Annotated in this window: 26 protein-coding genes; 24 read left to right on the top strand and 2 right to left on the bottom strand. The window is 46.1% G+C overall.

Annotated features, from left to right (window positions below):
* Window positions 1-123 precede the first annotated feature (123 nt).
* The 13 genes from fabF to FS628_RS03525 all read left to right on the top strand — a co-directional run bounded on the left by fabF (window position 124) and on the right by FS628_RS03525 (window position 14,112).
* Entirely contained in the window at window positions 124-1,362 is a 1,239-nt protein-coding gene (fabF, locus tag FS628_RS03585; protein WP_145318998.1) for a beta-ketoacyl-ACP synthase II, read from the top strand.
* Between the two features lie 13 nt (window positions 1,363-1,375).
* The gene (rnc, locus tag FS628_RS03580; RefSeq protein ID WP_145318996.1) at window positions 1,376-2,074 is read left to right on the top strand and encodes a ribonuclease III; all 699 of its coding nucleotides are present in this window, start codon (window positions 1,376-1,378) and stop codon (window positions 2,072-2,074) included.
* A gap of 378 nt (window positions 2,075-2,452) precedes the next feature.
* Window positions 2,453-6,022 (top strand): chromosome segregation protein SMC, encoded by a 3,570-nt coding sequence (smc, locus tag FS628_RS03575; protein WP_145318993.1) that lies wholly within the window; start codon window positions 2,453-2,455, stop codon window positions 6,020-6,022.
* Window positions 6,023-6,128: 106 nt separating this feature from the next.
* Window positions 6,129-7,142: a signal recognition particle-docking protein FtsY gene (ftsY, locus tag FS628_RS03570; protein ID WP_145318990.1), complete on the top strand. Its 1,014-nt coding sequence runs from the start codon at window positions 6,129-6,131 to the stop codon at window positions 7,140-7,142.
* Between the two features lie 146 nt (window positions 7,143-7,288).
* A complete protein-coding gene (gene trhA, locus FS628_RS03565) occupies window positions 7,289-7,936 on the top strand; it encodes a PAQR family membrane homeostasis protein TrhA (protein ID WP_017689222.1) in 648 nt (215 codons plus the stop codon).
* A 262-nt stretch (window positions 7,937-8,198) separates the two neighbouring features.
* Window positions 8,199-8,549 (top strand): YlxM family DNA-binding protein, encoded by a 351-nt coding sequence (gene ylxM, locus FS628_RS03560; RefSeq protein WP_145318987.1) that lies wholly within the window; start codon window positions 8,199-8,201, stop codon window positions 8,547-8,549.
* 63 nt (window positions 8,550-8,612) lie between these two features.
* Complete coding sequence (ffh, locus tag FS628_RS03555; RefSeq protein ID WP_062833767.1) at window positions 8,613-9,989, top strand: signal recognition particle protein; 1,377 nt, start codon at window positions 8,613-8,615, stop codon at window positions 9,987-9,989.
* Window positions 9,990-10,042: 53 nt separating this feature from the next.
* Window positions 10,043-10,315, top strand: a complete 273-nt coding sequence (gene rpsP / locus FS628_RS03550) for a 30S ribosomal protein S16 (protein WP_017689219.1) — start codon at window positions 10,043-10,045, stop codon at window positions 10,313-10,315.
* 23 nt (window positions 10,316-10,338) lie between these two features.
* A complete protein-coding gene (locus FS628_RS03545; RefSeq protein WP_017689218.1) occupies window positions 10,339-10,569 on the top strand; it encodes a KH domain-containing protein in 231 nt (76 codons plus the stop codon).
* 302 nt (window positions 10,570-10,871) lie between these two features.
* A complete protein-coding gene (gene rimM / locus FS628_RS03540; protein WP_076208924.1) occupies window positions 10,872-11,384 on the top strand; it encodes a ribosome maturation factor RimM in 513 nt (170 codons plus the stop codon).
* Between the two features lies 1 nt (window position 11,385).
* The gene (gene trmD / locus FS628_RS03535) at window positions 11,386-12,153 is read left to right on the top strand and encodes a tRNA (guanosine(37)-N1)-methyltransferase TrmD (RefSeq protein ID WP_145318984.1); all 768 of its coding nucleotides are present in this window, start codon (window positions 11,386-11,388) and stop codon (window positions 12,151-12,153) included.
* Between the two features lie 186 nt (window positions 12,154-12,339).
* A complete protein-coding gene (locus FS628_RS03530; protein WP_145318981.1) occupies window positions 12,340-12,714 on the top strand; it encodes a VOC family protein in 375 nt (124 codons plus the stop codon).
* 156 nt (window positions 12,715-12,870) lie between these two features.
* A complete protein-coding gene (locus tag FS628_RS03525; RefSeq protein ID WP_145318978.1) occupies window positions 12,871-14,112 on the top strand; it encodes a hypothetical protein in 1,242 nt (413 codons plus the stop codon).
* On the opposite strand, the gene FS628_RS03520 is transcribed toward FS628_RS03525, so the two are convergent.
* Window positions 14,109-15,077 (bottom strand): polysaccharide deacetylase family protein, encoded by a 969-nt coding sequence (locus FS628_RS03520; protein WP_145318975.1) that lies wholly within the window; start codon window positions 15,075-15,077, stop codon window positions 14,109-14,111. The genes FS628_RS03525 and FS628_RS03520 overlap by 4 nt on opposite strands.
* 313 nt (window positions 15,078-15,390) lie before the next feature.
* Between FS628_RS03520 and rplS the strand changes: the two genes are divergently transcribed.
* From rplS to FS628_RS03470, 10 genes are all read left to right on the top strand, one after another.
* Window positions 15,391-15,732, top strand: a complete 342-nt coding sequence (gene rplS / locus FS628_RS03515) for a 50S ribosomal protein L19 (protein WP_024630190.1) — start codon at window positions 15,391-15,393, stop codon at window positions 15,730-15,732.
* A 361-nt stretch (window positions 15,733-16,093) separates the two neighbouring features.
* A complete protein-coding gene (gene lepB, locus FS628_RS03510) occupies window positions 16,094-16,714 on the top strand; it encodes a signal peptidase I (protein ID WP_145318972.1) in 621 nt (206 codons plus the stop codon).
* Between the two features lie 30 nt (window positions 16,715-16,744).
* Entirely contained in the window at window positions 16,745-17,608 is an 864-nt protein-coding gene (gene ylqF, locus FS628_RS03505) for a ribosome biogenesis GTPase YlqF (RefSeq protein WP_062833774.1), read from the top strand.
* A 460-nt stretch (window positions 17,609-18,068) separates the two neighbouring features.
* Window positions 18,069-18,770, top strand: a complete 702-nt coding sequence (locus tag FS628_RS03500; RefSeq protein ID WP_145318969.1) for a ribonuclease HII — start codon at window positions 18,069-18,071, stop codon at window positions 18,768-18,770.
* 30 nt (window positions 18,771-18,800) lie between these two features.
* The gene (locus FS628_RS03495; protein ID WP_145318967.1) at window positions 18,801-20,858 is read left to right on the top strand and encodes a DNA ligase; all 2,058 of its coding nucleotides are present in this window, start codon (window positions 18,801-18,803) and stop codon (window positions 20,856-20,858) included.
* Window positions 20,855-21,166: an EscU/YscU/HrcU family type III secretion system export apparatus switch protein gene (locus FS628_RS03490; RefSeq protein WP_145318964.1), complete on the top strand. Its 312-nt coding sequence runs from the start codon at window positions 20,855-20,857 to the stop codon at window positions 21,164-21,166. The genes FS628_RS03495 and FS628_RS03490 overlap by 4 nt, the downstream gene beginning before the upstream one ends.
* A complete protein-coding gene (locus tag FS628_RS03485) occupies window positions 21,160-21,558 on the top strand; it encodes a YraN family protein (protein WP_145318961.1) in 399 nt (132 codons plus the stop codon). Before FS628_RS03490 ends, FS628_RS03485 begins: the two co-directional genes overlap by 7 nt.
* Before the next feature lie 321 nt (window positions 21,559-21,879).
* Window positions 21,880-22,041 (top strand): paeninodin family lasso peptide, encoded by a 162-nt coding sequence (locus tag FS628_RS31875; protein ID WP_145318959.1) that lies wholly within the window; start codon window positions 21,880-21,882, stop codon window positions 22,039-22,041.
* Window positions 22,042-22,123: 82 nt separating this feature from the next.
* Window positions 22,124-23,299, top strand: coding sequence for a carboxypeptidase-like regulatory domain-containing protein (locus FS628_RS03475; RefSeq protein ID WP_222125173.1), 1,176 nt, complete (start codon window positions 22,124-22,126; stop codon window positions 23,297-23,299).
* 286 nt (window positions 23,300-23,585) lie between these two features.
* Window positions 23,586-24,137 carry a nitroreductase family protein gene (locus FS628_RS03470; protein WP_145318953.1) on the top strand — a complete coding sequence of 184 codons (552 nt, stop codon included), beginning with the start codon at window positions 23,586-23,588 and terminating at the stop codon, window positions 24,135-24,137.
* A 237-nt stretch (window positions 24,138-24,374) separates the two neighbouring features.
* On the opposite strand, the gene FS628_RS03465 is transcribed toward FS628_RS03470, so the two are convergent.
* Window positions 24,375-25,988 (bottom strand): YifB family Mg chelatase-like AAA ATPase, encoded by a 1,614-nt coding sequence (locus tag FS628_RS03465; protein ID WP_145318950.1) that lies wholly within the window; start codon window positions 25,986-25,988, stop codon window positions 24,375-24,377.
* 480 nt (window positions 25,989-26,468) lie between these two features.
* On the opposite strand from FS628_RS03465, the gene FS628_RS03460 reads away from it, so the two are divergent.
* A complete protein-coding gene (locus tag FS628_RS03460; protein WP_145318947.1) occupies window positions 26,469-26,924 on the top strand; it encodes a MarR family winged helix-turn-helix transcriptional regulator in 456 nt (151 codons plus the stop codon).
* Window positions 26,925-26,994 lie beyond the last annotated feature (70 nt).

Raw genomic sequence — 26,994 nt, 5'->3', positions numbered from 1 at the left:
TTTTTCTCATTCCGCAAGCAGCTCTAGTTAAGCAGGTTTTCCGATCTTGGTTGCCTAGATGCCTGTTTGCGGATATTCCCACAAAATACTTGCGTAATGCAGTCGATATAGAGGTGAGTCGGTTTGAAACAAAGAGTAGTAATTACCGGAATGGGCGTAATGACATCGCTCGGAAAAGATTTGGAAACGTTCTGGGGCAGTTTAATGGCAGGAAAGTCCGGAATCTCTCAGATTGAAGCATTCGATGTGAGTGAATATACGACACAGATTGCAGCCGAGATCAAGGATTTCAACCCGGAAGAATACATGGATCGCAAAGATGCTCGTAAAATGGACCGTTTTGTTCAGTTCGCTGTGGCAGCTGGTTTCAAAGCTGTTGAAGACAGTGGTCTCAAAATCAACGAGAACATTGATGCAGAGCGCTTCGGTGTATCCATTGGATCAGGTATTGGTGGATTGGGTACGTGGGAGGACCAACATAATGCATTGCTGCAAAAAGGTCCAAAACGCGTAAGCCCATTCTTCATTCCCATGATGATCTCCAACATGGCTTCAGGCCAAATGTCTATTTCTCTTGGTGCCAAAGGGCCTAACATTAACGTTGTTACCGCTTGTGCAACAGGTACACACTCCATCGGAGATTCCTTCAAGCTGATTGCCAATGGTGATGCAGATGCCATGATCTGTGGTGGTGCGGAAGCAACAATCAGACCAACAGGTCTTGCAGGGTTCTGTGCTATGCGCGCAATGTCTACACGTAATGATGATCCTGCGAAGTCGAGTCGTCCTTTTGATACGGGACGTGATGGTTTTGTTATGGGCGAAGGCGCTGGCGTTCTGATTCTGGAATCCCTGGAGCATGCTCAAAAACGTGGTGCACGTATCTATGGCGAAGTGATCGGTTATGGTCTGACTGGCGATGCACATCATATGACAGAACCAGATCCGGACGGAGCAGCACGTTGCATGAAGATGGCACTTCGCAATGCGGGCATTGAGCCTGAAGAAGTGGATTACATCAATGCACACGGAACTTCGACGCCTGTAGGCGACAGATCTGAAACGCTTGCGATCAAAAAGGCGTTTGGTGATCATGCGTACAAGCTCGCAGTAAGTTCTACTAAATCTATGACGGGCCACATGCTCGGCGCTGCTGGTGGTGTAGAAGCGGTTATCTGCGGATTGTCACTGACACATCAGACACTGGCTCCAACGATCAACCTGGAAAATCAGGATCCTGAATGTGATCTGGATTATGTACCAAATGTTCCACGTCAAACCAAAGTTAATATTGCCATGTCCAATTCATTTGGATTCGGCGGTCACAATGCCACCATTATTCTCAAAAAATTTGAAGCATAAGGGGCTAGTTCGTTTGAGTGAAGATCTGAAGCAGTTACAACACAAACTTCAAATCAAATTTGACAACAGGCAGCTTTTAAAACAAGCGTTTACCCATGCTTCTTATGTAAACGAACACCGGTTCAGTCAGCATCAGGACAACGAGCGTCTGGAGTTTCTGGGCGATGCCGTGCTGGAACTGACTGTATCGGAATACTTGTATCATTTGTATCCTAACCGTCCGGAAGGTGAATTAACTAAGCTGCGGGCATCCATTGTCTGTGAGCCTTCCCTCGTCAAATTTGCTGAAGCGTTGGGTTTTGGGCAGTATGTACTTCTTGGTAAAGGTGAGGAACTGACTGGAGGACGGACACGGCCGGCTCTGCTTGCGGATGTGTTTGAATCTTTCATTGGTGCATTGTATCTGGATCAGGGGCTTGCGCCTGTCCGGACTTTTCTCGACCAGCATGTCTTTCCGTTAATTGTTTTGGGCAGCAAGCTGCAAATGAGCGATTATAAAACGGAACTGCAGGAACTCACTCAGCATCACAATATGGGAGCTTTGGAATACCGTATCGTTGAGGAACGGGGACCTGCCCATGAACGTGAGTTTGTCTCAGAGGTCCATATGGGTCAAGAACGGCTTGGCAGAGGTACAGGGCGTTCCAAAAAGGAAGCGGAACAACAGGCTGCATCTGCAGCACTTGATCGACTGAAACTTCCGGAAGCCTGAGCTTAACCGATAGCGCATAGACAAACGAAGAGCAAAGAGCAGCCCGCGGGTCCGCCCCGGCGGAAGTAATCGGCCGGACTGCTTTTTGCTCTTTTTTTTGTAAAGAGGTTCAGGAGAAGGTGACCTGATCGTTAACTAAATAAGTTGAACCTTATTTTACACAAAACGAAGAGTGCAGAACCAATCTGAAGAAGCAAAGCGTGCGCATTTATCAACGGATTTTCCCCTTGGATAAGGGAATCAAGAAAATCTGGGGATAAGAGCGATCGGAGGATGGTACTGCAATTGGAGTGATCATGTGTAATGACAATTGTTCAATTTATTTAGGCGCTTGAATGCAATACTTGAAATTTGCAAGAGGAGGTGACGAGAAACCCTATGTTTTTAAAACGGATTGAATTGGGTGGATTCAAGTCATTCGCCGACAAAACGGAGATGGAATTCGTTCGTGGCATTACGGCTGTTGTAGGTCCGAACGGAAGTGGAAAGAGTAATATATCGGACGGGATTCGCTGGGTTCTGGGGGAACAAAGTGCCAAGTCGCTGCGTGGTGGCAAGATGGAAGATATCATCTTTGCAGGCAGTGACGCACGGAAGGCCGTCAATTTCGGTGAAGTTTCGTTAACGCTTGATAACGAAGATCATGCGCTTGCATTGGATTTTGGTGAAGTGACGGTGACTCGTCGTGTACATCGCAGTGGAGATAGTGAATATTTTATCAACAAACAATCTTGTCGTTTGAAGGATATAACGGAGTTGTTTATGGATACCGGCATTGGTAAAGAAGCCTACTCGATTATTGGACAGGGTCGAATCGAAGAAATTCTGAGTACCCGTTCAGAGGATCGCAGGGGCATTTTTGAAGAAGCTTCAGGTATCGTTAAATATAAATCCCGCAAACGGGATGCTACGCGCAAACTGGATGAGACAGAACAGAATTTACTGCGTATTCATGATCTCGTGACCGAGCTGGAAGATCAGATTGGTCCCTTAAAGGAACAATCGGAGAAAGCGATCCACTATAAGGAACTTCGTTCACAGCTCAAATCGCAGGAGATCTCGATGTATGTGTATCAGATCGAACAGATTCATGCGTCCTGGAGCAAGGCGAATGAGCGACTGCAATCGCTAAAACAGGAAGAGGTTGGACTCGCAGCGATTGTTTCTACGCATGATGCCAAGCTGGAAAATGATCGGAATGCGCTGCGTATCCTGGAAACAGAGACAGAGCAACTGCAAGCTGCTTTATTACAATTTAGTGAAGCGACGGAGAAAAGCGAAGGGCTTGGGGAGTTGCTCAAGGAGCGCTCACACCATCTGCAAACGAATCAGGAGCAGCTCAAAGTAACGCTTGCCGCCAGTGAAGAGAGACATCGCGAACGGGAAACCGAGTTGCTTGCACTGCGTGAGAAGTTTGGCAAACTTGAGCATGAACTGAGTGATGTGAGAAACCAGCTGTCTCAGGAAGAAGCCAAACTCATAGGTGTCACAGGTGGCATTAGTCAACAGCAAGAAGAAAGCCTCAAAGGCAACTTGCTGGAACTAATGAATCAGATGGCTCAGACACGAAATGAAATTCGTTACGTGGACCAACAAAAAGAAACGTTGGAGCGCAGAATGAATCGTGCGGCTGAGGAATCGGGCAAATGGGAAGATCAGAAAGAGTCACTGGAAAGTCGCAAAGCGGACATTGAGAAAAAAGTTGTTCGTTTGGGCAAAGAAATAAGTGATCTACGTGGTGGTTATATTACGGAAAGCGAACGACTCCAGTCGCTGCAGAAGCTGTTGGAAGAAAGTCGGGGCACAGTCCGTAAATGGGAACAGAAGCGTGAAGCTCAGGTCTCCCGCCGCGATACGATGAAAGAGATGCAGGATGATTTTGACGGATTCATGCTGGGTGTCAAAGAGGTTCTCAAGGCTTCACGCAAAGGCACACTACACGGTGTTCATGGAGCCGTAGCTGAGCTCGTCAAAGTTCCAGAGAAGATCGAACTTGCCGTAGAGACAGCGATGGGTGCATCCTTGCAGCATGTGGTCATGGAAAATGAATCAGTTTCCAGACAGGCGATCGCTTTTCTGAAGCAACGTCAATTAGGGCGTGCAACGTTCCTGCCTCTGGATGTCATTCGTCCACGTGCTGTTGGGGCAGCTGAACGTTCCATGATCGAAGGCATGGAGGGCTTTGTAGGAATTGGTGCTGATCTCGTACAATTCGAATCCAAGTATGCTTCAATCATTGGCAGTTTGCTCGGTAACGTTATTATTGCTGAAACCCTAGAGGTCGCCAATAAAATTGCGGCTCGCTGTCAGTATCGGTTCCGGGTCGTGACACTTGAAGGCGACGTGGTCAATGCGGGTGGTTCCATGACGGGTGGTAGCCAGCATAAGAAAAATGTGAGCCTGCTCAGTCGGAAACGGCAGCTGGACCAGCTCGACCAGGATATTTTGGATACGGAAAATCAGATCGTGAAACTGCATCGCAGTGTAGATGATGTAAAAGTTCAACTGGAACAGTGTCAGGACAAACTGGACGAGCTTCGTCAGTCTGGTGACGATACCCGAAATGCGGAACAACAGGCTTCGATGGAGATGAAGCAGGTAGAGCATGAGCTTCGCCACGTGCTGGAACAGGTTGCTGTTGCCGGACAGGAGAAGAGCGGATTTACCGAAGAGATCAAAGAGTTGGATACGGCTCGCATCGTTGCTGTGAAGAAGTTGGAGCAGCTTGAAGAGGAAGAGAAAGCGACTCATCGTGCCATTCATGCAGCTGAGTTTGCTCGTAAAGCGAATGAATCCGCGAAAGAAGAATTGCAGAGCCAACTCACCGAATTGAAAGTACGGGAAGGCAAGCTCGATCAGGAGCGATTCTCTAATGGGGAACAATTGCGACGTTTGGAGCGGGAAGTGGAGTCGCTGGTAAAAGATCTTCGTCAGAATCGCACGTTGCTGGCTTCGATGGAAGCAGATCTTAAGAAAACGCAGACTGAGAGTGTCAAACAGATTGAAGATCTGAACCAGTACAAGCTGAAAAAAGCGGAGGCTTCCCAGGAGCTGGACTTCAAACGTGCTGCCCGAACTGAGTTATCGAAGAAGCTTGAACTGGCCGAGAGCGAAACGAAGGAACAGCGCACACAATTGAAAGCTGTGGAAGAGCAGATGCGACAAACAGAAATTTCTGTGAACCGGCTGGACGTTGAGCTGGAAAATATACTGCGGAAGCTGACGGATGAATACGAACTGGGCTATGAACTGGCCAAAGAGCGTTATCCTGTGCCGGAAGATGTGGAACAGACACAGGCAGAGGTACAGAAGCTGAAGCGCAGCATATCTGCTCTGGGTGAGGTTAACCTGGGAGCGATTGAAGAGTACCAGCGGGTCAATGAACGTTATGTATTCCTGAGTGAACAGAAGAATGACCTGGTGGAAGCTAAAACAACGTTGTATCAGGTTATTCGGGAAATGGAAGACGAGATGGCGAAGCGATTCAAGATCACGTTTGATGCGATCCGCCGTGAGTTCGGTACCGTGTTTACCAAGTTATTTGGCGGGGGACGTGCTGACCTTGTTCTAATGGACCCTGAACGTTTGCTCGACACGGGGATAGATATTGTGGCTCAGCCACCAGGCAAGAAACTGCAAAACCTGCAACTCTTATCCGGCGGGGAGCGGGCTTTGACAGCGATGGCTTTATTATTTGCTATTCTGCATGTCAAACCTGTACCATTCTGTGTACTGGATGAAGTTGAGGCAGCTTTGGACGAAGCCAACGTGGTACGTTTTGCCCAGTATTTACGTGAGTTTTCCGAACAAACCCAGTTCATCGTCGTTACCCATCGTAAAGGTACAATGGAAGAAGCAGATGTGCTGTACGGTGTTACCATGGAAGAGGGCGGAGTATCCAAGCTCGTTTCGGTTAAACTGGAAGATGAGGAAGCTGTAATTGCCTGATCTGATTCCTCGCTAGACATATGAACTCATTTGTAATCATTTAAATTTGGTTTGGATTGAGCATCTTAGCAAAACGCTCAGATTATGTACACGATGGAGGGGCTTTATGAGTTTTTTTAAGAAGCTTAGAGACAGCATTGCAAGCAAAACGGAGTCGGTGACCAAACAGTTCAAGGATGGATTGGAAAAGACACGTAAAGGGCTTGTGGAAAAAGTGTCGGATCTCGTTATCCGCCGCAAAAAAATCGATGAAGAGTTCTATGAAGAATTGGAAGAGATTCTGATTGGAGCAGACGTTGGCGTTAATACCGTTATGAATCTGATCGAAGATCTGCGCGTTGAAGTGAAAAAACGCAAAATTGAGGACGCGGCTGAACTGCAGCCTGTGTTGTCTGAGAAATTGACGGATCTTCTTCGCGGTGAACAAAATAACGAACTGAAAATGAATCCGGATGGCATTACCGTCATTTTGTTCGTTGGCGTTAACGGTGTTGGTAAAACAACAACGATTGGCAAGCTGGCGCATCGCTTTAAACAACAAGGTAAAAAGGTCATTATGGCAGCCGGAGATACGTTCCGTGCGGGAGCTATTGAACAGCTGGAAGTATGGGGACAACGTGCTTGTGTTGACGTGATCAAGCAACAATCTGGTTCTGATCCAGCGGCTGTTATGTATGATGCGGTGCAGGCAGCGAAGCAACGGGGTGCAGATGTTCTGCTTTGTGATACAGCAGGTCGTCTGCAAAACAAATCGAACCTGATGGACGAGCTTAACAAGATTTATCGTGTCATTCAGCGTGAAATTCCGGATGCTCCGCATGAAGTACTGATGGTACTGGATGCAACAACAGGTCAAAATGCCTTGAATCAGGCCAAACTTTTTGGTGAGAAAAGCGGCGTGACTGGTCTGGTCCTGACGAAACTGGATGGTACAGCCAAAGGGGGAATCGTTGTTGCGATTCGTCAGGAGCTGGACTTGCCTGTGAAGCTCGTAGGACTGGGTGAGAAGATTGATGATCTGCAGCCGTTTGATTCGGAGCAATTTGTGCACGCCTTGTTCGCCGGATTGATCCAGGAACAGCCAGCCGAAAGTGCTGAGGAAGAGGAAGCTAATTCCTAGAACCATTAATAAATAGGATGAATTAATATCGTTACACGTATTGCCAGTGATAGACGTGATAAGTGTCACGTGTAATGTCACTGGCAATACGTGTATAATGGAGGAATAAAGCAGGCAATGCTAAAGGGCTAGAAAGGACGGTTGAAATGGCCAATACCTATACCTATTCCCGCCGTGAAGAAGTCGCCAATGCGGTGACACATGGAATCGGCGCTGCACTCAGTGTAGCTGCACTGGTGATATTGATTGTATTTTCAAGTATGAAAGGCACGGCGTGGCATGTGGTCAGTTTTACGATCTACGGGATCACCATGCTACTGCTCTATACGAGCTCCACACTCGTGCATGCATGGAAAGATGGAAAAGTGAAAGATTTATTTGAGATTTTCGACCATTCTTCCATTTATTTGTTTATAGCCGGATCATATACTCCGCTTTTGTTTATTGCTGTTCGCGGTACACTTGGATGGACCCTGTTCGGTATAATCTGGGGAATCGCATTATTCGGCGTGATCTTTAAGGCGTTTTTTACGAAAAAGTTTCTATTCATGTCCACGATTTTCTATATTGCGATGGGCTGGCTCATCGTTATTGCCTGGCAACCGCTTATGGCTGCCATTCCTACAGGTGGCATTGTGTTGCTGGTTGCTGGAGGCCTGATGTATACACTGGGTACGCTCTTTTATGTATGGCGTGGATTTCCGTACCACCATGCGATTTGGCATCTCTTTGTGCTAGCAGGCAGTATTCTTCATTTCTTTATGGTACTGCTGTACCTGACACCACTTCGCTAGATCATCTTAAACGAATGCATCTCCACTCGCTGAGACGCATTCGTTTTTCTTCTACATAGAGGTGGAACGTAGAGGTACAGATCGGGGGGGGATTGCTATGAAAAAGGGCAGAAATCGCCTGTTTAGTATCGAAATGGGACGTCATCAGAGCTGTTTTTATTGTGACAAGTATTTTTGCTTGACAACCTGATTTGTTTTAGGTATTATTAGGAACGTTGCAAGAGTGTAAAGTGTTTTTCCTTGACGAAGGGAGTGCCCCGTTGTGAGTCAAGAAAACCGGCTTGAGAAGACAAACCGGATTAACTTGCTGTTTGCTTTTTATGAATTGTTACTTACCGAGAAACAGCAGACTTTTCTAAAGTATTACTTTCATGACGATTTTTCACTTGGTGAAATTGCAGCCGAGTTTGAGATCAGCCGCCAGGCGGTATACGAGCATATCAAGCGTGCCGAACAAGTGCTGGAAAATTACGAAAGCAAGCTGGGCTTGCTGGAAAAGCATGAACGGCGTAATCGCAATCTTGAAGATTTGCAAAATGCATTGGAACGCGTAGGCGTCTCCATTGATAACAACAAACAAATACACGATATCGTTGCCCAGCTTAGTGAATGAGAAGTTGGCTGAGCGGAACGTATCGGTCTTGAAAACAGTATTAAAGCTTAAGGAGGTGGGATCATGGCATTTGAAGGATTAACGACCCGATTACAGAATGTGTTCAGCAAGCTGCGCGGCAAAGGCAAGGTGTCTGATGAAGATGTAGCCGAGGCTATGCGCGAGGTACGTCTGGCATTGCTCGAAGCGGATGTAAACTTCAAAGTGGTCAAGGAATTCATCGCCAAGGTGAAAGAGAAGGCTGTCGGCAAAGAAGTGATGGAGAGCTTCACGCCAGGAATGGTCATCATCGACATCGTTAACAAGGAACTCACGGATTTGATGGGTGGAAGCCAGGCGAAACTGGCTAAAGCGAACAAACCGCCTACGGTGCTGATGATGGTTGGTTTGCAGGGTGCTGGTAAGACAACCACATCCGGTAAACTGGCTAAAATGCTGCAAAAGCAAAACAGCAGACCATTGCTTGTCGCAGGCGATATTTATCGTCCGGCAGCGATCAAACAGTTGCAAGTACTTGGCGAGCAGATTAAAGCGCCAGTATTCACACTGGGAGATCAGACAAGCCCTGTGGAGATCGCACGTCAAGGTCTTCAACATGCCAAAGATAACGGTAATGATTATGTCATTATCGATACGGCTGGACGTCTGCATGTCGATGAAGAGCTGATGGAAGAGCTTCGCCAGATTCACAGCGTAGTGAACCCAGATGAAGTACTGCTTGTCGTAGACAGCATGACAGGTCAGGATGCGGTTAACGTAGCAGAACACTTTAACCAGCAACTTAATCTGACCGGGGTTGTCTTGACTAAGCTGGATGGCGATACTCGTGGTGGTGCTGCACTTTCTGTCAAAGCAGTTACGGGTTGCCCAATCAAGTTTGCTTCTCTTGGAGAGAAACTTGACGCTTTGGAGCCATTCCACCCGGAACGTATGGCTTCACGGATCCTCGGTATGGGTGATATGTTATCTCTGATTGAGAAAGCACAATTAAACATTGATACCGATAAAGCCAAGGAAATGGAACGGAAGATGCGTAATGCAGAATTCACGTTTGAAGATTTCCTGGAGCAGATGGATCAAGTGAAAAAGCTGGGACCAATCGATCAGATCATGGATATGATCCCCGGCATGGGCAAGATGAAACAAGCCAAGGATCTGAAGGTTGATGATAAACAGATGGGCCGGATCGAAGCGATTGTTTACTCAATGACGACCGAGGAGAAACGCAACCCGGACATGATCAACCACAGCCGCCGGAAGCGTATTGCTACCGGAAGCGGAACATCTCTGGCTGAAGTAAATCGTCTGATCAAGCAATTTGATGAGATGCGCCGCATGATGAAACAGTTCTCGGATATGATGGGACCTAAAGGCGGTAAAAATAAAGCGATGAAGCAGCTTAAAGGTATGGGTAAAGGAATGAAGTTTCCTTTCCGTTGATTTAAGCGAAGCTGGATCATATACAGATTTCATTGAAGGAGGTGAATTTTCAAATGGCAGTTCGTATTCGTCTGAAACGTATGGGTGCTCACAAAGCTCCTTTCTACCGCGTAGTGGTATCGGATTCCCGTTCCCCACGTGACGGTCGTTTTATCGAGGAGATCGGTTACTACAACCCGGTTGAACAACCGGCTGTTGTTAAGATCGATGAAGATAAAGCATTGGCATGGCTTCAAAACGGTGCACAAGCATCTGACACTGTCCGCAACTTGCTTAGCAAAGCGGGCGTGATGAAGAAGTTCCACGAGTCTAAATTATCTAAATAAAGTGCTGATTCGGAGGGTCATCTATGGAAGAATTAGTAAGCATAATTGCTAAGGCTTTAGTCGATCATCCGGAAGATGTGACGGTTCGGACGGTTGAGAAAGACCGGCTTGTCGTTTATGAGTTAACCGTTCATCCTGACGATGTCGGGAAGGTAATTGGTAAACAAGGGCGAATCGCAAAATCTCTTCGCACGGTCGTCACATCAGCAGCAGTTAAGATGGATAAACGGGTTACCGTTGATATCATATCTTAAAGATATACGAAAGGGGGTTAGGATGCATGTCCTAGCCCCTTTTCGTGCATGCTGAACTTAATAGGTTGGATTAGATATTGAATTAAAATATTTTTGGGTATGAGTGACTTTGGAGCAGTGCAGGGGACGGGATCGATTTTGAAGAAGCGTTAGCGTTCGCCTTTATCACCTCATTTTCACCTTTTAAAGTAAGTTCGAAAAATGAGGGGGTAACAGCGAACGAAAGAACGAACCGTCGCCGGAACGACCGTACGAGAGTCGAAGTATCTGTTTAGTTTGATTTAATTTCGTAGGAGGAACGTATGGCAGAGTTTATGAATGTAGGTAAAATCGTCAATACGCATGGAATTCGCGGTGAGGTGAGAATCATGCCTTTAACTGATTTCCCGGAAGTGCGTTTCGCGAAAAATGCAGAGCTGTTTTTCTTTACACCAGATAATCATCCCGTCATGGTTAACGTGGAATCTTCACGTTTGCATAAAAATATGTATATTCTTCGTCTGAAAGAGTACGGCAATATTAATGAAGTAGAGAAGTTTAAAGGCGGCATGGCCAAAGTGTTAAAAGAGAACCTGGCTGAGCTGGACGAAGGTGAATACTACTTCCATCAAATCGTTGGGTGTTCGGTCATCACCGAAGAGGGTGAAACGCTTGGGACCATCTCTGAAATTTTGACTCCTGGTGCCAATGATGTGTGGGTTGTTAAAACGCCAGCAGGCAAAGAAGTGCTGATTCCCGTTATTGATGATGTAGTACTTGATGTGGACATCGAACAGCAGCAAGTGAAGATTCACCTGATGGAAGGGCTGCTGTAACATGAAAGTGGATGTATTAACATTATTCCCGGAGATGTTTGATGGTGTGTTCGGAGCAAGCATTCTGGGTAAAGCCCAAACGAAGGGTCTCGTATCCCTTGGTGCAACCAACTTCCGAAATTATGCGACGAATAAACACAATACGGTCGATGATGCTCCATACGGCGGAGGCGGAGGCATGGTGCTGAAACCAGATCCTATCTTTGCTGCTGTTGAAGATGTGCTGGAGCAACGCGGAGAAGCCGCGGCAACTATGAAAGCTCCACGTATCATTCTAATGTGTCCGCAAGGTGAGACGTTTACACAGAAAAAAGCAGAAGAACTTGTACAGGAAGATCATCTGATTTTTATATGTGGGCATTATGAAGGTTACGATGAGCGAATTCGCGAATTTCTCGTGACGGATGAACTATCTATTGGTGATTACGTACTCACTGGTGGGGAGTTGCCTGCTATGGTTGCGATCGACAGCATCGTACGTCTTATCCCCGGAGTACTTGGCAATGAGACAAGTGCCGTGACGGATTCCTTCAGCACTGGACTTCTGGAATACCCACACTACACACGTCCACCCGAATTTAGGGGCATGAAAGTACCGGATATGTTGCTGTCAGGACATCATCTGAACATTGAGGCTTGGCGCAGAGAGCAGTCGTTGCTTCGTACGTTAGAGCGTAGACCGGAGATGTTGGAAGCGGCGGACTTGACGGACAAAGAGCGAATTTGGTTAAAAAAGATACGCTCAAACCGTGAAAATAGTACAGAGTAAGAATATGTATCGTTGAACACGTAAATATATCTTTTTAGAGAGTTCGAAAAAGCCAACCTGGATACCAAAGGTTGGCTTTTTTTATGTGTTTTGTAAAGAAAGCTGGATATTCATTGGGTTATTCTATAAAATGGAAGTATATTTTAAAACTAAGTTTCACTAAATGAAACTAAAGGCGGTGTATGAATGACTTACAATATTATTGGTCTTGATCATATTCAGCTCGCAGCACCAGAAGGTTGTGAAGCGGAAGCGCGTCATTTTTTCAATAACGTGTTGGGCTGGACGGAGATTCCTAAACCAGAAGCCCTAAGAAAACGGGGTGGTGTATGGTTTGAGTGTGGCAGACACCAAGTTCATATTGGTGTACAAAAAGATTTTATTCCCGCTACAAAGGCTCATCCGGCATTTCATGTACAACATTTGGATCATTTGCGTGATCATCTGAATCATAACCATATTCATATTGTTGAGGACGAAGCAAGGATAGATGAAGGTGTAAGGCGTTTCTATATAAATGATCCGTTTGGCAATCGTCTTGAGTTTCTAGAATGGCTGTAAATCATACGTCTAAATTGTTTATTTTTGATGTAGACACTTTTTTGCAGCATTGAACATTTTTGCATGAGTTCAGAATAGGGTTGTAAAAAGCAGGGGTTTTCTTTATGGTGAATTCAGCTGTAATGAAATGTTAACGATACGCTGAGGAGGAAGATGATGAGCAATCAGCCTTATGAAATCGCCAGAGTTGATATTAGCGAAGCCGGAGAACGGTGCAAAATGCTTTTGGGGGATCTGAATGGGGACGGCAGACTTGAGATGTTGCTGGTGCAAGCAGATGGGGGCATAGACGATCGGTATGTCCCGCATCAGGTATGCTGCTTGACTGCGTTTGATCTGGAAGGGACATTACTATGGCAGGTGGGAACTTCTGATCCGAACGCAGGAGGTCCGGGCTCAGACTATCCCGCTCAGATCGCAGATTGGGATGGTGACGGCCATAATGAAGTATTGTATGTCATGGACAAACAATTTCTCGTATTGGATGGCGGGACCGGTGAGATTAAAGAAACACGTGATCTGCCGGGTGATGAAGCACATGACTGCATTATCCTCGCCAACCTGACTGGTAATCAGCAAAAAATGGACATTATACTGAAAGACCGCTACAAGACGTTATGGGCATTGGACCATGATTTCAATTTATTATGGAAGCATGAAGGGAATCCAGGACATTTTCCATGGGTATACGATATCGATGGAGATGGTAAGGATGAAGTGATGGCTGGATATGACATGTTGGATCATGATGGGAGGCTGTTATGGTCTTGTCAGAATCTTGATGACCATGCCGACTGTATATGGTTTGGCGACGTTGACGGTGATGGGGAAGTCGAGGTTGTGATTGGTGGCAGTGTCACGGTCATGATGGACCGTTACGGTAATGAGAAATGGCGTTATGAAGATTCGATTGAATCACAGCATATTGCACTGGGGCATTTTTGTACTGGGATGGAAGGTTTGCAGATCGCAGGGTTGGACCGAATTATTCGGGGTGACGAGAATGGTAAGGATGGAATGTTCATGCTGAATAACGCGGGTCAAGAAATATGGAAAGAAAATCGTATGACTCGTGGATGGTTAACGATTATTGAGCCTGTAAATAACTGGGATGAGAGTGGGCTCGATTATATTTTGGCCTATCGCCGAGGTGGAGATGTATTGCCTTCTTTGGTAGATGGAGATATGAAAACGGTTACTGAATTCCCGAAAGAGGGATATGCGGTGCATGCAGACCTCGTTCAGACTGGGTTAGAACAGATCATCATCTATGATGCAAAGGAAGCAGTGATTTATTCCAGTTCTCCAATGACATTATCACTTACCGATGCAAAAAGAGCCAAGCCACAGCTCAAAAGGCTGTATAGCTCGACTCTCTACCCGGGTGGGGAAGTTTAATGTCTGGTATTCACTCGTCTTTCTCCGATGCAGGCGGACCATTCTGCGGACTGAAGCAAGGCCGCCAGGTCAGTGCCTGTTGTAACCGTTAAACGAGGTAGCTTCATGGGATGATCACCTGGATGCACAAATCCGGACTTTACTGTAAAAGCCATGCGATATCCATGTTGCTGTAACTTGTAGATCATCTGTGTACTCGTATAACCAAAAGGATAGGCCAAATAAGGTGTGTCTATTCCGGTTTCCTTCATTTGCTGGATATCATCATCCAGAAGACTAGTGTCCAGACCGACAGGTACGCTGTTCCCACAGCGCATAAATCCCTTGTGATGCAGGTTATAGGTATGGCTGTTGAATTCAAATACGTCGGTTGCTGCCTGCATCTCTGGCTTGGAGATGAAACTGTTGATGGCGGGCTCAAATACCGAAGGTTTATCCTGAATTTTACTGCCTATGACAAACAGGGAGGCGTGAAAATTATATTTCTGAAGCACGGGGTAAGCTAATGTATAATTGTTCTGGTATCCGTCATCAAAGGTAATAACAATGGACTTCAGTGGTAGGGATATCTTCCCGTTAACATATTGTTCAAGCTGATCCAGTGTAATCGTTGTGTAACCTGCCTCATGCAGGTATTTCATATTTTGCTCGAAATCCTCCAGATTAATGATGGATTTATTACTTGCCTCGTGATTGTTGAGCTTGGGTTCTATGTAATGATACATCAGTACGGGAACTTCTGTAGCTGTACCTTGTTCAACCTTGAAGGTAGAACGATCCAACGCAGATTGGCTAGAAAAGTCAGAATGTGACAGCTGGAACGCTTTGCGTTTGACTATATCCCAGGATGTACAGGCTTTGTGTGACATGGCATTACTAGGATGAGTTACGGCATAGGCGTATAGTGTCATGGAGCATATGAGCATGGCGAGTACAGCGAGCGTGATCTTTTTCCAATATTTCATGAGTCTTGGGGTTCTCCTTTACAGTGGTCAATAAGTTATATCATAGACGATAATTCTATACGGGAGGTTACAGTATTTTTTCCTGTATCAGGTTGACTTGCAAAAGAGAGAGCTAAGTTAGTTCGGATCGTAATGAGTTTTAGTATTGCTGATTGAACAATAGGCATTTTGTTTAATTTGTCTTGTGTTTTGATATGCTGCGTGATACAATAAGTCTGTTATGTGGAATACGGCGGTCCTCTATGGATAATGAAGGAGACAAGGTGATCTCTGGAAGAAGTATGAACGCCTGTACGGAAGGAGGGAGTCATAGATGAATATCGTTCAAGCGATTACACAAGAACAACTTCGTAAGGATATTCCGAGTTTTCGTCCTGGTGACACTTTGAAAGTGCACGTTAAGGTAATCGAGGGAACTCGTGAGCGTATCCAATTGTTCGAAGGTGTTGTGATTAAACGCCGTGGTGGTGGAATCAGTGAGACTTTTACAGTTCGTAAAATTTCTTACGGTGTAGGTGTGGAAAGAGCTTTCCCGCTTCATTCCCCAAAAATCGATAGAATCGAAGTGGCTCGCCGTGGTAAAGTGCGTCGTGCGAAGCTTTATTATCTTCGTGAACTACGCGGTAAAGCAGCGAGAATTAAAGAAATTCGTTAATATAACGGATACCGGGAAGGGCTTGGAGACAAGCCCTTTTCGTTTTTGTCCGGGAAAAGTTGAACCGGAGGTACACTTCCGAGTAAAATGGTATGGCAACACATGCGGCGAATAGTCCGGGAGGCTTGTGAAATCAGTTATTGAAGTGCGTGTTCAAAAGACCGGTTTCAGTACCGACTTTTTGAACAACCTCTTGAAGGCATTTGAATTGTGGATTAAATGTACTGTAATGCTTGGTGTAAGATTACATAACTGATGTGAATATTTTGTATCCATCCAATAAGTGATTGGTTGAAACGATACAGAATACTGGATGTGTGTACTGCTATAAACATGTACTGTGAAGAGAGGAAGATCTTGAATGGAACAAGAAGTTCAACATGACCGGGGCAATCCTGTCGAAGAGAAAGACAGTCGATCCAAAAAAGCTAAAAATGAGATTGTTGAATGGCTTAAAGCCATCGTCATCGCATTAGTTCTCGTCATTCTGATTCGGTGGTTGCTCTTCAAACCATTTGTTGTGGACGGACCGTCCATGCAGCCGAACTTTGAAACGGGTGAACGTGTGATCGTCAACGAAATCCTATATGATATCAGAGAACCGAAGCGCGGTGAAGTTATCGTCTTCCACGTACCATCCGAAGGTCGGGATTTCATCAAACGTGTTATTGCTGTAGAAGGTGATACGGTAGAGGTGCAGGATGATACCGTGATGGTTAACGGCAAGAAAGTCGATGAAACGTATATTCAAGGAGCCATTGATGCAGCGGAAGCGAATGGTGGAACATATAACGTGAAGGATTTCCCGAATGAGCAGTTCCCTGATGGCAAAGTGCCAGCAGGTCATGTGTTTGTCATGGGAGACAATCGTCCAAATAGTACCGACAGCCGTATGATTGGTTATGTTTCGTTAAAAGATATTATTGGTCGTGCAGATGTGATTTTCTGGCCGATCGGTGAAATTAAGTGGATTAACCATTAAAATTGAAGTAAATAATGAGGTGAAGACAAGTTGACAATACAATGGTTTCCAGGTCATATGACTCGAGCCAGACGCCAGATTCAGGATAAGTTAAAGCTCATCGACGTGGTCATCGAACTGTTGGATGCCCGTCTGCCTGTCTCCAGCCGTAATCCGATGATTGACGAAATATTGCTGGATAAACCCCGGATGATTTTGTTGAACAAATCGGATTTGGCAGATGCCAAAGTGACGCAAGAATGGATTGAATATTTCAAAAAAGAAGGAATTACTGCTTTTCCTGTAGATGCTTCGACGGGAACCAATGTTAAAGATATTCCGGTACAGGCGAAGCTTCTTCTTAAAGAAAAAATTGACCGTCAAATTGCCAAAGGGATTAATCCTCGTGCGGTTCGCGGGTTGATTGTGGGTATTCCCAATGTAGGTAAATCCACGTTGATTAACCGACTGGCTGGACGGAGTATTGCGTTAACAGGAGATCGTCCTGGTGTGACGAAGGGGCAACAGTGGATCAAGGTAGGCAAAGAAATGGAGCTACTGGATACTCCGGGTATCCTTTGGCCCAAGTTCGAAGATCAGAATGTAGGTTACCGTCTTGCCGTAACAGGTGCGATCAAAGAGGAAATCTTGAATGCAGAGGATATTGCCTTTTTTGGAATCAGTTACTTAATGCGTTACTACTGGGACGCCCTGGAAGAGAGATACGGACTTCAGGAGTTCTCCAAAGATGCAGATGATTCAGACAGTGTTATTGCCATTATGGAACAAGTCGGCCGTGTACGCGGTTGTGTTGTAAGCGGTGGGCGCATTGATCTGGAAAAGGCATCGCGGGCATTTCTGCGAGAGCTGCGAGCAGGTAAAATGGGACGTTTCTCTATGGAAGCCCCCTACTAAAAATGGACTCTACACGATGAAGATATCTATCTTCATCTGTTCATTTCCTATAAACAAGTGCCGAAAGAAGCGGCCGTTACCGGATTACCGGGAACGGTCGTTTTTGCGTATAAAAACTCGGAATTGGAGCCGAATTTGCGTTCAAGACGATAAAAATGGAAGAGGATTGAAGAACAGTACGCTTAATGGAATTGGCTGACCTATATATCAGGTGCGTCAAAATCGTGCTATGATGAATGGTGGTGCAATTTAGATTAGACAAGGTCTGATATATTCAATTTAAACCATCAAATACCGATAAATGAAGACATCACTATCTTTATTGTTGTATACCTCAAGGGAAATATTTGCTGAGAGACACCGATTGTACAGAACAAAGACTGCGGATCTACGTCTATATTATAAAAAAGTTGTAAGTGATACACATGCTGGAGAAGTGTGGGTAGAGGAGATGAGCGTTATGGTTGAACATAATGAAGAGATCGGGTTGAATCTGCTGGATACCCCGGTTGGAACGAAGAAAAAGAAAGAAGCCAGTGAACCTCGAGACTTGTTGCTATACGAGCGAGAGTATTGGGAGAGTGGATTTGAACGCATTGCTGGCATTGATGAGGTAGGACGGGGTTGTTTGTTTGGGGATGTAGTTGCTGCGGCAGTTATTTTGCCGAAGGATCTTATCCTGGAAGGCGTGAATGACTCCAAGAAATTAACGGAGAAAAAACGTGATGCATTATATGATGTCATTATGGAAAAGGCGCTCGCAGTGGGTATCGGGTACGCGGATGCAGAGACGATTGATCGGCTTAACATCAAGCAGGCTGCGAGACTCGCGATGAAACGTGCTGTTGAAGCATTGGGAGAAGTTCCTGATTATATGTTGGTAGATGCCGAGAAGGTCGATGTGAATGTTCCACAACTGTCCATTATTAAAGGTGATGCCAATAGTCAGTCGATTGCAGCAGCTTCTATTATTGCGAAGGTAACGCGAGATCGACTCTGTAAGGAAGAATGGGATACGTTATATCCGGAATATGGTCTGTCGATACATAAGGGATATGCAACAAAAGTTCATCGGGAGCAGATTATGGCGTTGGGAGCAACCCCAATGCATCGGCGCAGTTTTCTGGGCAATCTGCTTGGAGAGCAGCAGTCATTGTTTTAACACGGGTTTGAAGGAAGGAGGGGGAGAGATTTGAATATCGGTTCCATGATAAAGGGGTTAATGGGAGATAGTAAGCCCGGCAATGCCAAGCCGCTTGAATTAAAGGAAGGTCAGGTAGTTCGCGGTTCCGTGGTAAGTGTATCCGATGATGGTGGGGATGCGGTTCTGCAGATTCAAGGTGTGCAGGTGCGCGCCAAATTGGAGACTCCACTCCGTCCGGGTGAGACCACGTTGCTTCAAGTGCAGCCTCCAGGTGAAAATGGCATAACGGTAATGAAACCTATGGCGGGTACACTTGCTGAGCTACCACAAGCTTCGCTGAACAACCTGCTTAAGGATGTAGGATTGCCGGATACGAAAGGGAATCGTGAACTGTTACTTGCTATGCAGCGTAGCGGATTGCCGCTAACGAAGGATAATGTGGCTCTGGTCCAAAATATGATGACAGCCAAACCCACACAGGTACCTGTGGAAGAATGGGTGCAGGCGACAGGAATTGCTTTTCAGCGTGGTCTTCCGGTTACGGCGGAAACGGTAAAAGGATTACATCAGACGGTGTTTGGTCCCCCTCTGCATCAGTTGTTAAGCGGGTTGGCTGATCAGTTGGAAACGATGCTGACACAAACAACAGGTAAACAGGTAATGACTGGAGAACAATCTGCAACGTTGAAGCCATCTGTTATGGCTGGTGTGCCTGTCGTGGTAAATGGAGCACAGGCGGAAGAAGGATTGATTGCATCAAGCAATGGTCGTCAGGTACCTGGAGCGGGAACGCCTGCTTTGTCAGGACAGCAAGGACAAGCAGCGTTGGCAGGAGCTATCTCCATGACTGATGGTGGGGCAGAGGATGCAGGTACTACTGTGAAAGGAAATCTGCAGACCGGCGGAGGCACAGTAAATGCTGAAGCCGGGATGAAGGCCGTTGCGAGTAACGTTGAAACGGCTGGCAAGGGGGCCACAGGTATTCCGTCTGGAACGGGAATACCTGGAGAGAGCCCGCGCGGAACTGACGCGGGCCAAGCTGGGAGCCGCCCGGGTACACCAGGGGCGGCTGCAGAATCTGTGGCTGGCCGCGTAAGTGCGGGCCAGCCTGAAGCAGGCGCGACCGGGCGGACTGACGGCCGCGCTGAAACGCCTGCTGCTGCAGGGACTCCGTCCGCAGCAGGCCAGGCGGCGCCAGCAGCGCCTACGGCAGCGCAGCTGGCGCCCAAGCTGCTGGCGCTGCTGGACGCCCTGCGCAGCGCGTCCACTGCCGCACCGGCACAGCCTGGTGCGGCAGTACAGGCCGCCCCTGCATCGCAGGGCGGCCAGGCGGCTGCGGCTGCCGGAGGCGTGCCGCAGCCGTTGCCAGCCGGCGCTCATGCGCCGCCGGCTGGCGGTAGTGCCGCAGCACCTGCGGGAGCTGCGGCAGTGCCCGCGCCTGTCACCCACGAGGGAGACCCGTGGGTGGGGCGCGTGCTGAAGCTGCTCGGTGCGGAGCACGAGCAGCAGGCCGTTCACGGCGCGGCTGCGCAGCCGCGCGTGGGAGATGCGGCGAGTCCGGCGAATGCGGACACGCTGAAGGGCTTGCTGCTGCAACTTGCCAGCAGCGACGGTGCGCCGGCGGCACTCAAGGATGCCGCCGGACAGGCCGTGCAATATCTGACAGGTCAGCAGTTATTGCTGACGACAGATCGCAGTGCTACATTTGCACAGATGCACTGGTTTATTCCGATCACTGGACCGGACGGGGAAGAAACGGCGTCTGTTCAGATTCAATCACGTCGTGGACCTCGTGGAGAGCTGGATGCGTCCAACTGCCGTCTATGGTTTGATCTGGACATGAAAAATCTTGGGCCTACTCTGGTAGATGTCCATGTGGTTAATAACATTGTCAGTCTGCGTGTATTAAATGATCGCGAAGGAATGGGACCGATCCTGGAGAGCGGACGAGAGGTAATCCATCAGGCATTGGACAAGCTGGGCTATCAACTGCTGACCTTCAAGGCGGAACCGTGGCCTGTGGGGCAGGAACCGGGCGCGGAACGAAAAACGAGGGCCTCGGACTACAGTCCTGAACGATACAAAGGGGTGGACTTGAAGGTATGAAAGACGAGTCGTCACAACCGGACCTGCTCTCCAAAAAGGCAGTTGCCCTAAAATATGTCCCTGGAGAGAGTGAAGCACCTGTTGTTGTAGCCAAGGGGCGTGGCAAAGTGGCAGAAGCCATTTTGGATAAAGCCAGAGAAAATGGCGTGGCTGTTCAGGAGGATGCAGCACTTGTGGAGGTGCTCTCCAAGTTGGATCTGGATGAACAGATTCCAGCAGAACTGTATCAACTAGTCGCAGAGGTTCTAACGTATGTCTATCGTGCAGATCGACTGGCTTCGGGGCGTAAGGAAGATGAGTCATGGTAGAACATAGATCAGGCAAGGGTCCGGGACTGAAGCTCACACGACAGCAGAAAGGTCGATTAGGTGAAGAAGCTGCCTGTCGTTGGCTGCGAGAGAATGATTATCGGATCATTAGACAGAACTGGCGTTGCCGTAGCGGTGAGATTGATATCATTGCTTCCTGCGAGGGCCTGATTGTCTTTGTAGAAGTAAGAAGCAGAAGTGGGGCCGTTCAGTACGGTACACCTCAGGAATCGGTTGATATGCGTAAAATGCAGCAGGTACGTTCAACCGCATCCGTTTATTTGCAAATGAGGGGAGAGATGGAACATCAGATCCGTTTTGATGTAATTGCCGTAATGCTTGATCAAGCGGGAAAAACTGTCTCTGTGAATCATATTGTTAATGCTTTTTAAGAATTACACTCAAAGTTATTGCTGTATTAATTGATACGAAATGTATCTTTTTAATGTGAGTCGGTCAGTTATTTTGAAGTACAAGTTTAATTATGTCTTATCTTCGCATTCGTTTTAGTTTTGAAATTAGTTAATATAGTAAAGCCGTAGTTCCTCTTCATACAGGAACTGCGGCTTTTTTTGATTTAACTATGAAATCACAAAACAGAGGATAGAGCATTGATAATAAAATCATTGTATTTCAGAATTTTTAGATACAAATCGTATCATTTGTAATAAAATAAGAACGTTGAAAAATTTAAAGAGAGGTTGGTGGGATGTATGAAAGATCTTCAGAATACTTCGAACAACACAGTAAAACAAGTATGGGAGTGCCCTCGGATGGAAGTGCTGGATATCAGCGAGACCATGAACGGTGGACAGGGGATTTGGCAATATGTTTGGGACGGAGAATTCTGGAAGCTTGAACTTATGGTCAGTTAATTAAAGAGGCTAAAGAGGAATGTTTGATCAATAAAAATAAATGGTGAGGTGTAGTGAGAAGATGCATATAAGTATCAAATGGATGATTCGACTAAGTGCACTATCTTTATTTTTCATTTTGTATGGAATCATGTATTCCGGAGTTTCTTATGCTGCTGAATCTGACAATGCGGTTAGTGTGTCAGGTAAAGTGATTGATCGTCAAGGATTTCCTGTCAAGGACGCCACGGTTAAGTATTGGCTTGATGACTTTTATGGGAATAAGTCAGAACACAGCGTGGAGACAGATGAGAGTGGGAATTATCATATTATTGAATCCGTTGAGAAAAATACTGAATTTACCTTTTCAGTTGAAGCAGAGGGGTATGTGCCGTATCGACATTACACTTCCTATAGTTTAAGGGGGGGAGAGCAAATACAGGTTGATTTTCGTATTTATGAACCTTCCACGATTGTGGGAACAGTCAAAGATCAGGCGGGCAGACCTGTTCCAGATGCTCGTATAAAAGTATCAACTCTCTTTGATCGTATAGTCAAATCTGATCAGCAAGGTCGATATACGGTTACAGGAATTGATTATGCCTATAATCCGAACACTGCAATATGGGTAGATGCCGATGATTATATGCTATATGAACAGGGTCGCTTGAGTGTCCGTGAGGGAGGAACCTTGAGAGTGGATGTTGTTTTGGCTGAGGCGGCACACGTGCGGGGAAAAGTTGTAGATGAGTCGGGCAATCCAGTAAGTGGGGCTAAAGTTAATGCTGGAGGTTCGGCAACAACAGATGCTCAAGGCAACTATTTTATAAAGCGCGTACCAACAGGGGCCAGAACGATAACGGGGGAAGCAGCAGGATATTTAAAATCGAGCCTGAGCGTTACTCTTGTAAAAGGAGATCGGAATACATTTAATATCGTACTTAAGACGGATGCGGACATTACGCCGCCTGTAACCAAATACAAATTAGTTCCTATAACAGATACAGTTAATGGGAAGCTATACATCAAAGGATTTACATTTAGACTACAGGCAGCAGACGAAGTCAAAGGTTCAGGTGTGAAGACGACACAATATCGAATTAATGGGGGGGCATGGAAGATGTATGAAGGGCCCGTCAAGTTTTATGCCCCTGATGTCAAGGTGGTAGAGTACTATAGTACAGATCTTGCAGGAAATCAGGAGAAGTACAATAAAATGGATTTTGTTAATGGCACATTTGAAGGGAATGGCACGTTTGAAGGGGAGGGTTACGATTGATTACGCGTTGATATGATATGTGAATGTATAACATGAGAATAAAAGACGGCTCTGGCTTGATGATCCCTCGTGGTGAATCAAGATTCAGAGTCGTCTTTTCTGTTCGTAATAACCTTAATGGTAATGATCTCTGCCGCCCCTTTGAATCTCGTGATCAGATGGGTGTATAATCAAGAAGGTAAACTGGAATTTATTTTTTATGTCATAAAGAAATTATATTGAGTGTACTGGGCCGCGAATCAATGTTGCGGTTGCGAATGATTTTATAACCAGGGAGGTACGGCCGATGAGTAAAGCTACGAAAACAACGAATGAAGTCAGAAATGCGATTCAAAATCGTCGCACGGTGAAAAAATTCAAAAAAGAAGCTGTTCCTACACAGCAGATTATAGAGTTGCTGGATACGGCAGTCTGGGCTCCTAACCATAAATTGCGTGAACCATGGAGATTTTTGTTGTTTACCGGGAATGGACGGAAGAAACTGGCTGAGGCTATTGATGCAGAAATGGGAGAAGACAACAAATTCTCAGCCAATATTTTGCAAGTTCCATCCGTTATGCTTGTCGTTCTGGAGGAAGATCCAAGACAGAATATATGGGACGAAGACTTTGCTGCGGTAAGTGCGTTGGTTCAGAACTTTATGCTTGCAGCCTGGAGTGAAGACATAGGAACGTTCTGGGTGACCAAGCCATTCTTGTACGCTCCCAAATTCCGCAAACCGCTTGGAATAGAGGCGGGTGAGAAGATTGTAGGCATGATTTATATGGGATACCCCGATGTTATTCCTTCTGCCAAAGAACGTACACCAGCCAAGGATAAACTCACTCTTTTCGAATAATAAATATGGTAAAATGCAGCTGCACAAGAGCTCTATATGTTTCAGGAAAATCTACGTACAAGTACCTTTCTTCACAGAAGAGAAGGGCTTGTACGTTTTTTTGCCATGTTGGTGTGTCTGTCTGTAGAATCTGCATGAAATATCCTTACATCCTTCTCGACTTTTCATCTGATGTCTACAGGTTTGTGCGTATTTCACTGCCTTTCGGCAACCTGGACTGTTCTTCACCCCTAAGCTTCAAAATAAATTAAGATCCAATTGACGATACTGTATGGCTTCAGCCACATGAGCTGTCACGATTTCACCATCATGATCCAGATCGGCAATCGTCTGTGCCATCTTGATAATGCGATCATGTGCACGCATGCTCAGGTTTAACGTTTGCAGCGTTTGCTCTAACAGCTGCTCTGCCTCTTGAGGGAGTTGAATTGTACGTCGCAAAAGCGTGCCCGAAAGCTGGCTATTCCAACGGACCGAACTTTGAGCATAACGTGCAGCCTGAATCCGATGAGCATGAATGACTTTTCTCTGCATTTCAGCAGAAGAAGGTGAGGGAGCTGATTTGCGCCACTCGCCAGGTGGAGGAACCTCAACCTGAAGATCGATACGATCCAGCAATGGTCCTGAAATTTTGGCTCGGTACGCTGCAACACGAGCGGGACTGCATATGCAGCGCTGCTCCTCTGAATGAGCTGACAGGTACCCGCAGGGACAGGGATTCATAGAACATGCCAGCATGAACTGGGCGGGGAAGGTGAATGCGGCCCGCGCTCGGCTAATCGTCACTGTGCGATCCTCTAATGGCTGTCTTAATACCTCCAGCACTTGGCGCTGGAACTCAGGTAATTCATCCAGAAAGAGTATGCCTCGGTGAGCAAGACTCACTTCACCCGGTTTCGGGATACCACCGCCTCCAATCAGACCAGAGGTAGATATCGTGTGGTGCGGGGAGCGAAAAGGTCTGTCTGCAATCAGGCCTTGTGGCGCTTCTTTCAACTTGCCTGCAGCACTTAATACTTTGGTTACTTCCAGTGCTTCATCTTCTGACAAAGGGGGAAGGATGGTAGGCAAACGTTTGATTAACATCGTTTTGCCCGTACCTGGTGGCCCAACGAGCAATATATTATGCATGCCAGCCGCAGCAATCATAAGCGCGCGTTTAACATGATGCTGCCCGAGAACATCACTGTAGTCATCCGTAAATAATGAATTCTGTCTCACCCTTTTATCCTGCATACTCTGTGTCTTATCTATTGTAGGAGCAGCGAGGTGAGCATAATTTTTTAATACAACCGGCCCAGCATTGGCTGTATTTTTTGGTATTCCAACCGAACTCGTAGATTGATCTGAATTTTCCGGCGCGATATCCTGTAAATGACGAACACCAAATACCTGAATACCTCGAATCAGAGACGCTTCCTCCACGTTATCCAAAGGAAGGAGAACGGACGTGAAGCCTTGTCTCTTGGCCAGGTCCACCATGGATAAAATGCCCGGCACTGATCTGATCGAACCGTCCAATGCCAGCTCGCCAACCACTAATGTCCGTTCGTGGGGAGGAAGTACAAGCTGGCCGCTTGTCATAAGTAATCCAATGGCAATGGCGAGATCAAAGGAAGATCCTTCCTTGCGCAGATCAGCAGGGGCCAGATTGATTGTAATCCGCTGTAAAGGATACTGATATCCACAGTTCTTAATAGCAGCACGAACACGTTCTACAGCCTCACGAATAGCTGAATCCGGTAACCCGATGATAGACGTCTGTGGTAGGCCATTGGATAGATCTGTTTCCACCTCGATTAGAACGCCATCAATTCCATACAAACACGCACTATGCAATTTCCCGTACATAACAAAGAAACACCTCACTCGATTCTTGACTCCGCATAATACGGGCCAGTCTACGAATTAAGGTGCTTCCTCAGCTTCTACTAAGCATTTTATATAAAAGGAATCATGCAGTCAACCTGTCTTTATCGCTGTAGTAATTATAAATGATTCCTGAATTTTTATATTTTAAAAAGAAATCAGTTAAGTAACTTTTGTGAAAATGGCATCGTATAAACTTGCATTATGGTTAAGAGATTTTGATATGTGAAATCGTAAATCTATTCGATGGATCTTTTGATTATTGCTATTGCATCCTGAGTAAGTAGTAATGTCTATCCGTACCAAAATGTATTGTATACAATCTAATTTAACATAATTAAATCGAAAGGTAAAATCATTTGTGCTCAATTATTCTGTTTTTTTTCTATTTTGTGATAATATAGATCTATAGTTCCTGTGTTATAAGGAATAGAATGCACAATAGGCAGGTGAGAAAGACATATGCAGACTGACAGTTTGAAGCTGGATAACCAATTATGCTTTGCCATATATGCTTGTTCACGTGAGATTACGAAGATGTACCAGCCCTATCTGGAGGTGCTCGGCGTAACGTATTCACAGTATCTGGTTCTAATGGTATTGTGGGAACGTGAAGAATGCACGGTTAAGGAGATCGGGGAGGCGTTGTACCTTGATTCGGGAACGTTGACACCACTTCTCAAACGTTTGCAGTCAGCAGGACATATTAATCGCGAACGTTCGGCTCAGGATGAACGAAAAGTATTAATTACACTAACCGACTCCGGTCGTGAGCTGCGAAATAAGGCATTGTCCATACCTGCATCCATCCAGGGAGACGCGTGTTTGAATAGCACCGAGTTTGAAGCTTTGCTGGGTCAGTTCAAAGGATTACTGGAAAAAGTCCACGAAACTAACACTAACGCAGCCAAAAAATAATAATGTAACTTTGCATCGTGGAAACCTTGGCTTTTAGCTGAGGTTTTTTCCATATATACCCAAACATTCA

Origin of the sequence: Paenibacillus xylanexedens (genome assembly GCF_007676705.1) — a bacterium.
GTDB classification, from domain to species: domain Bacteria; phylum Bacillota; class Bacilli; order Paenibacillales; family Paenibacillaceae; genus Paenibacillus; species Paenibacillus xylanexedens_C.
Note: the sequence above shows the minus strand (reverse complement) of the source record. Positions and strands in the feature narration are given on the sequence as shown.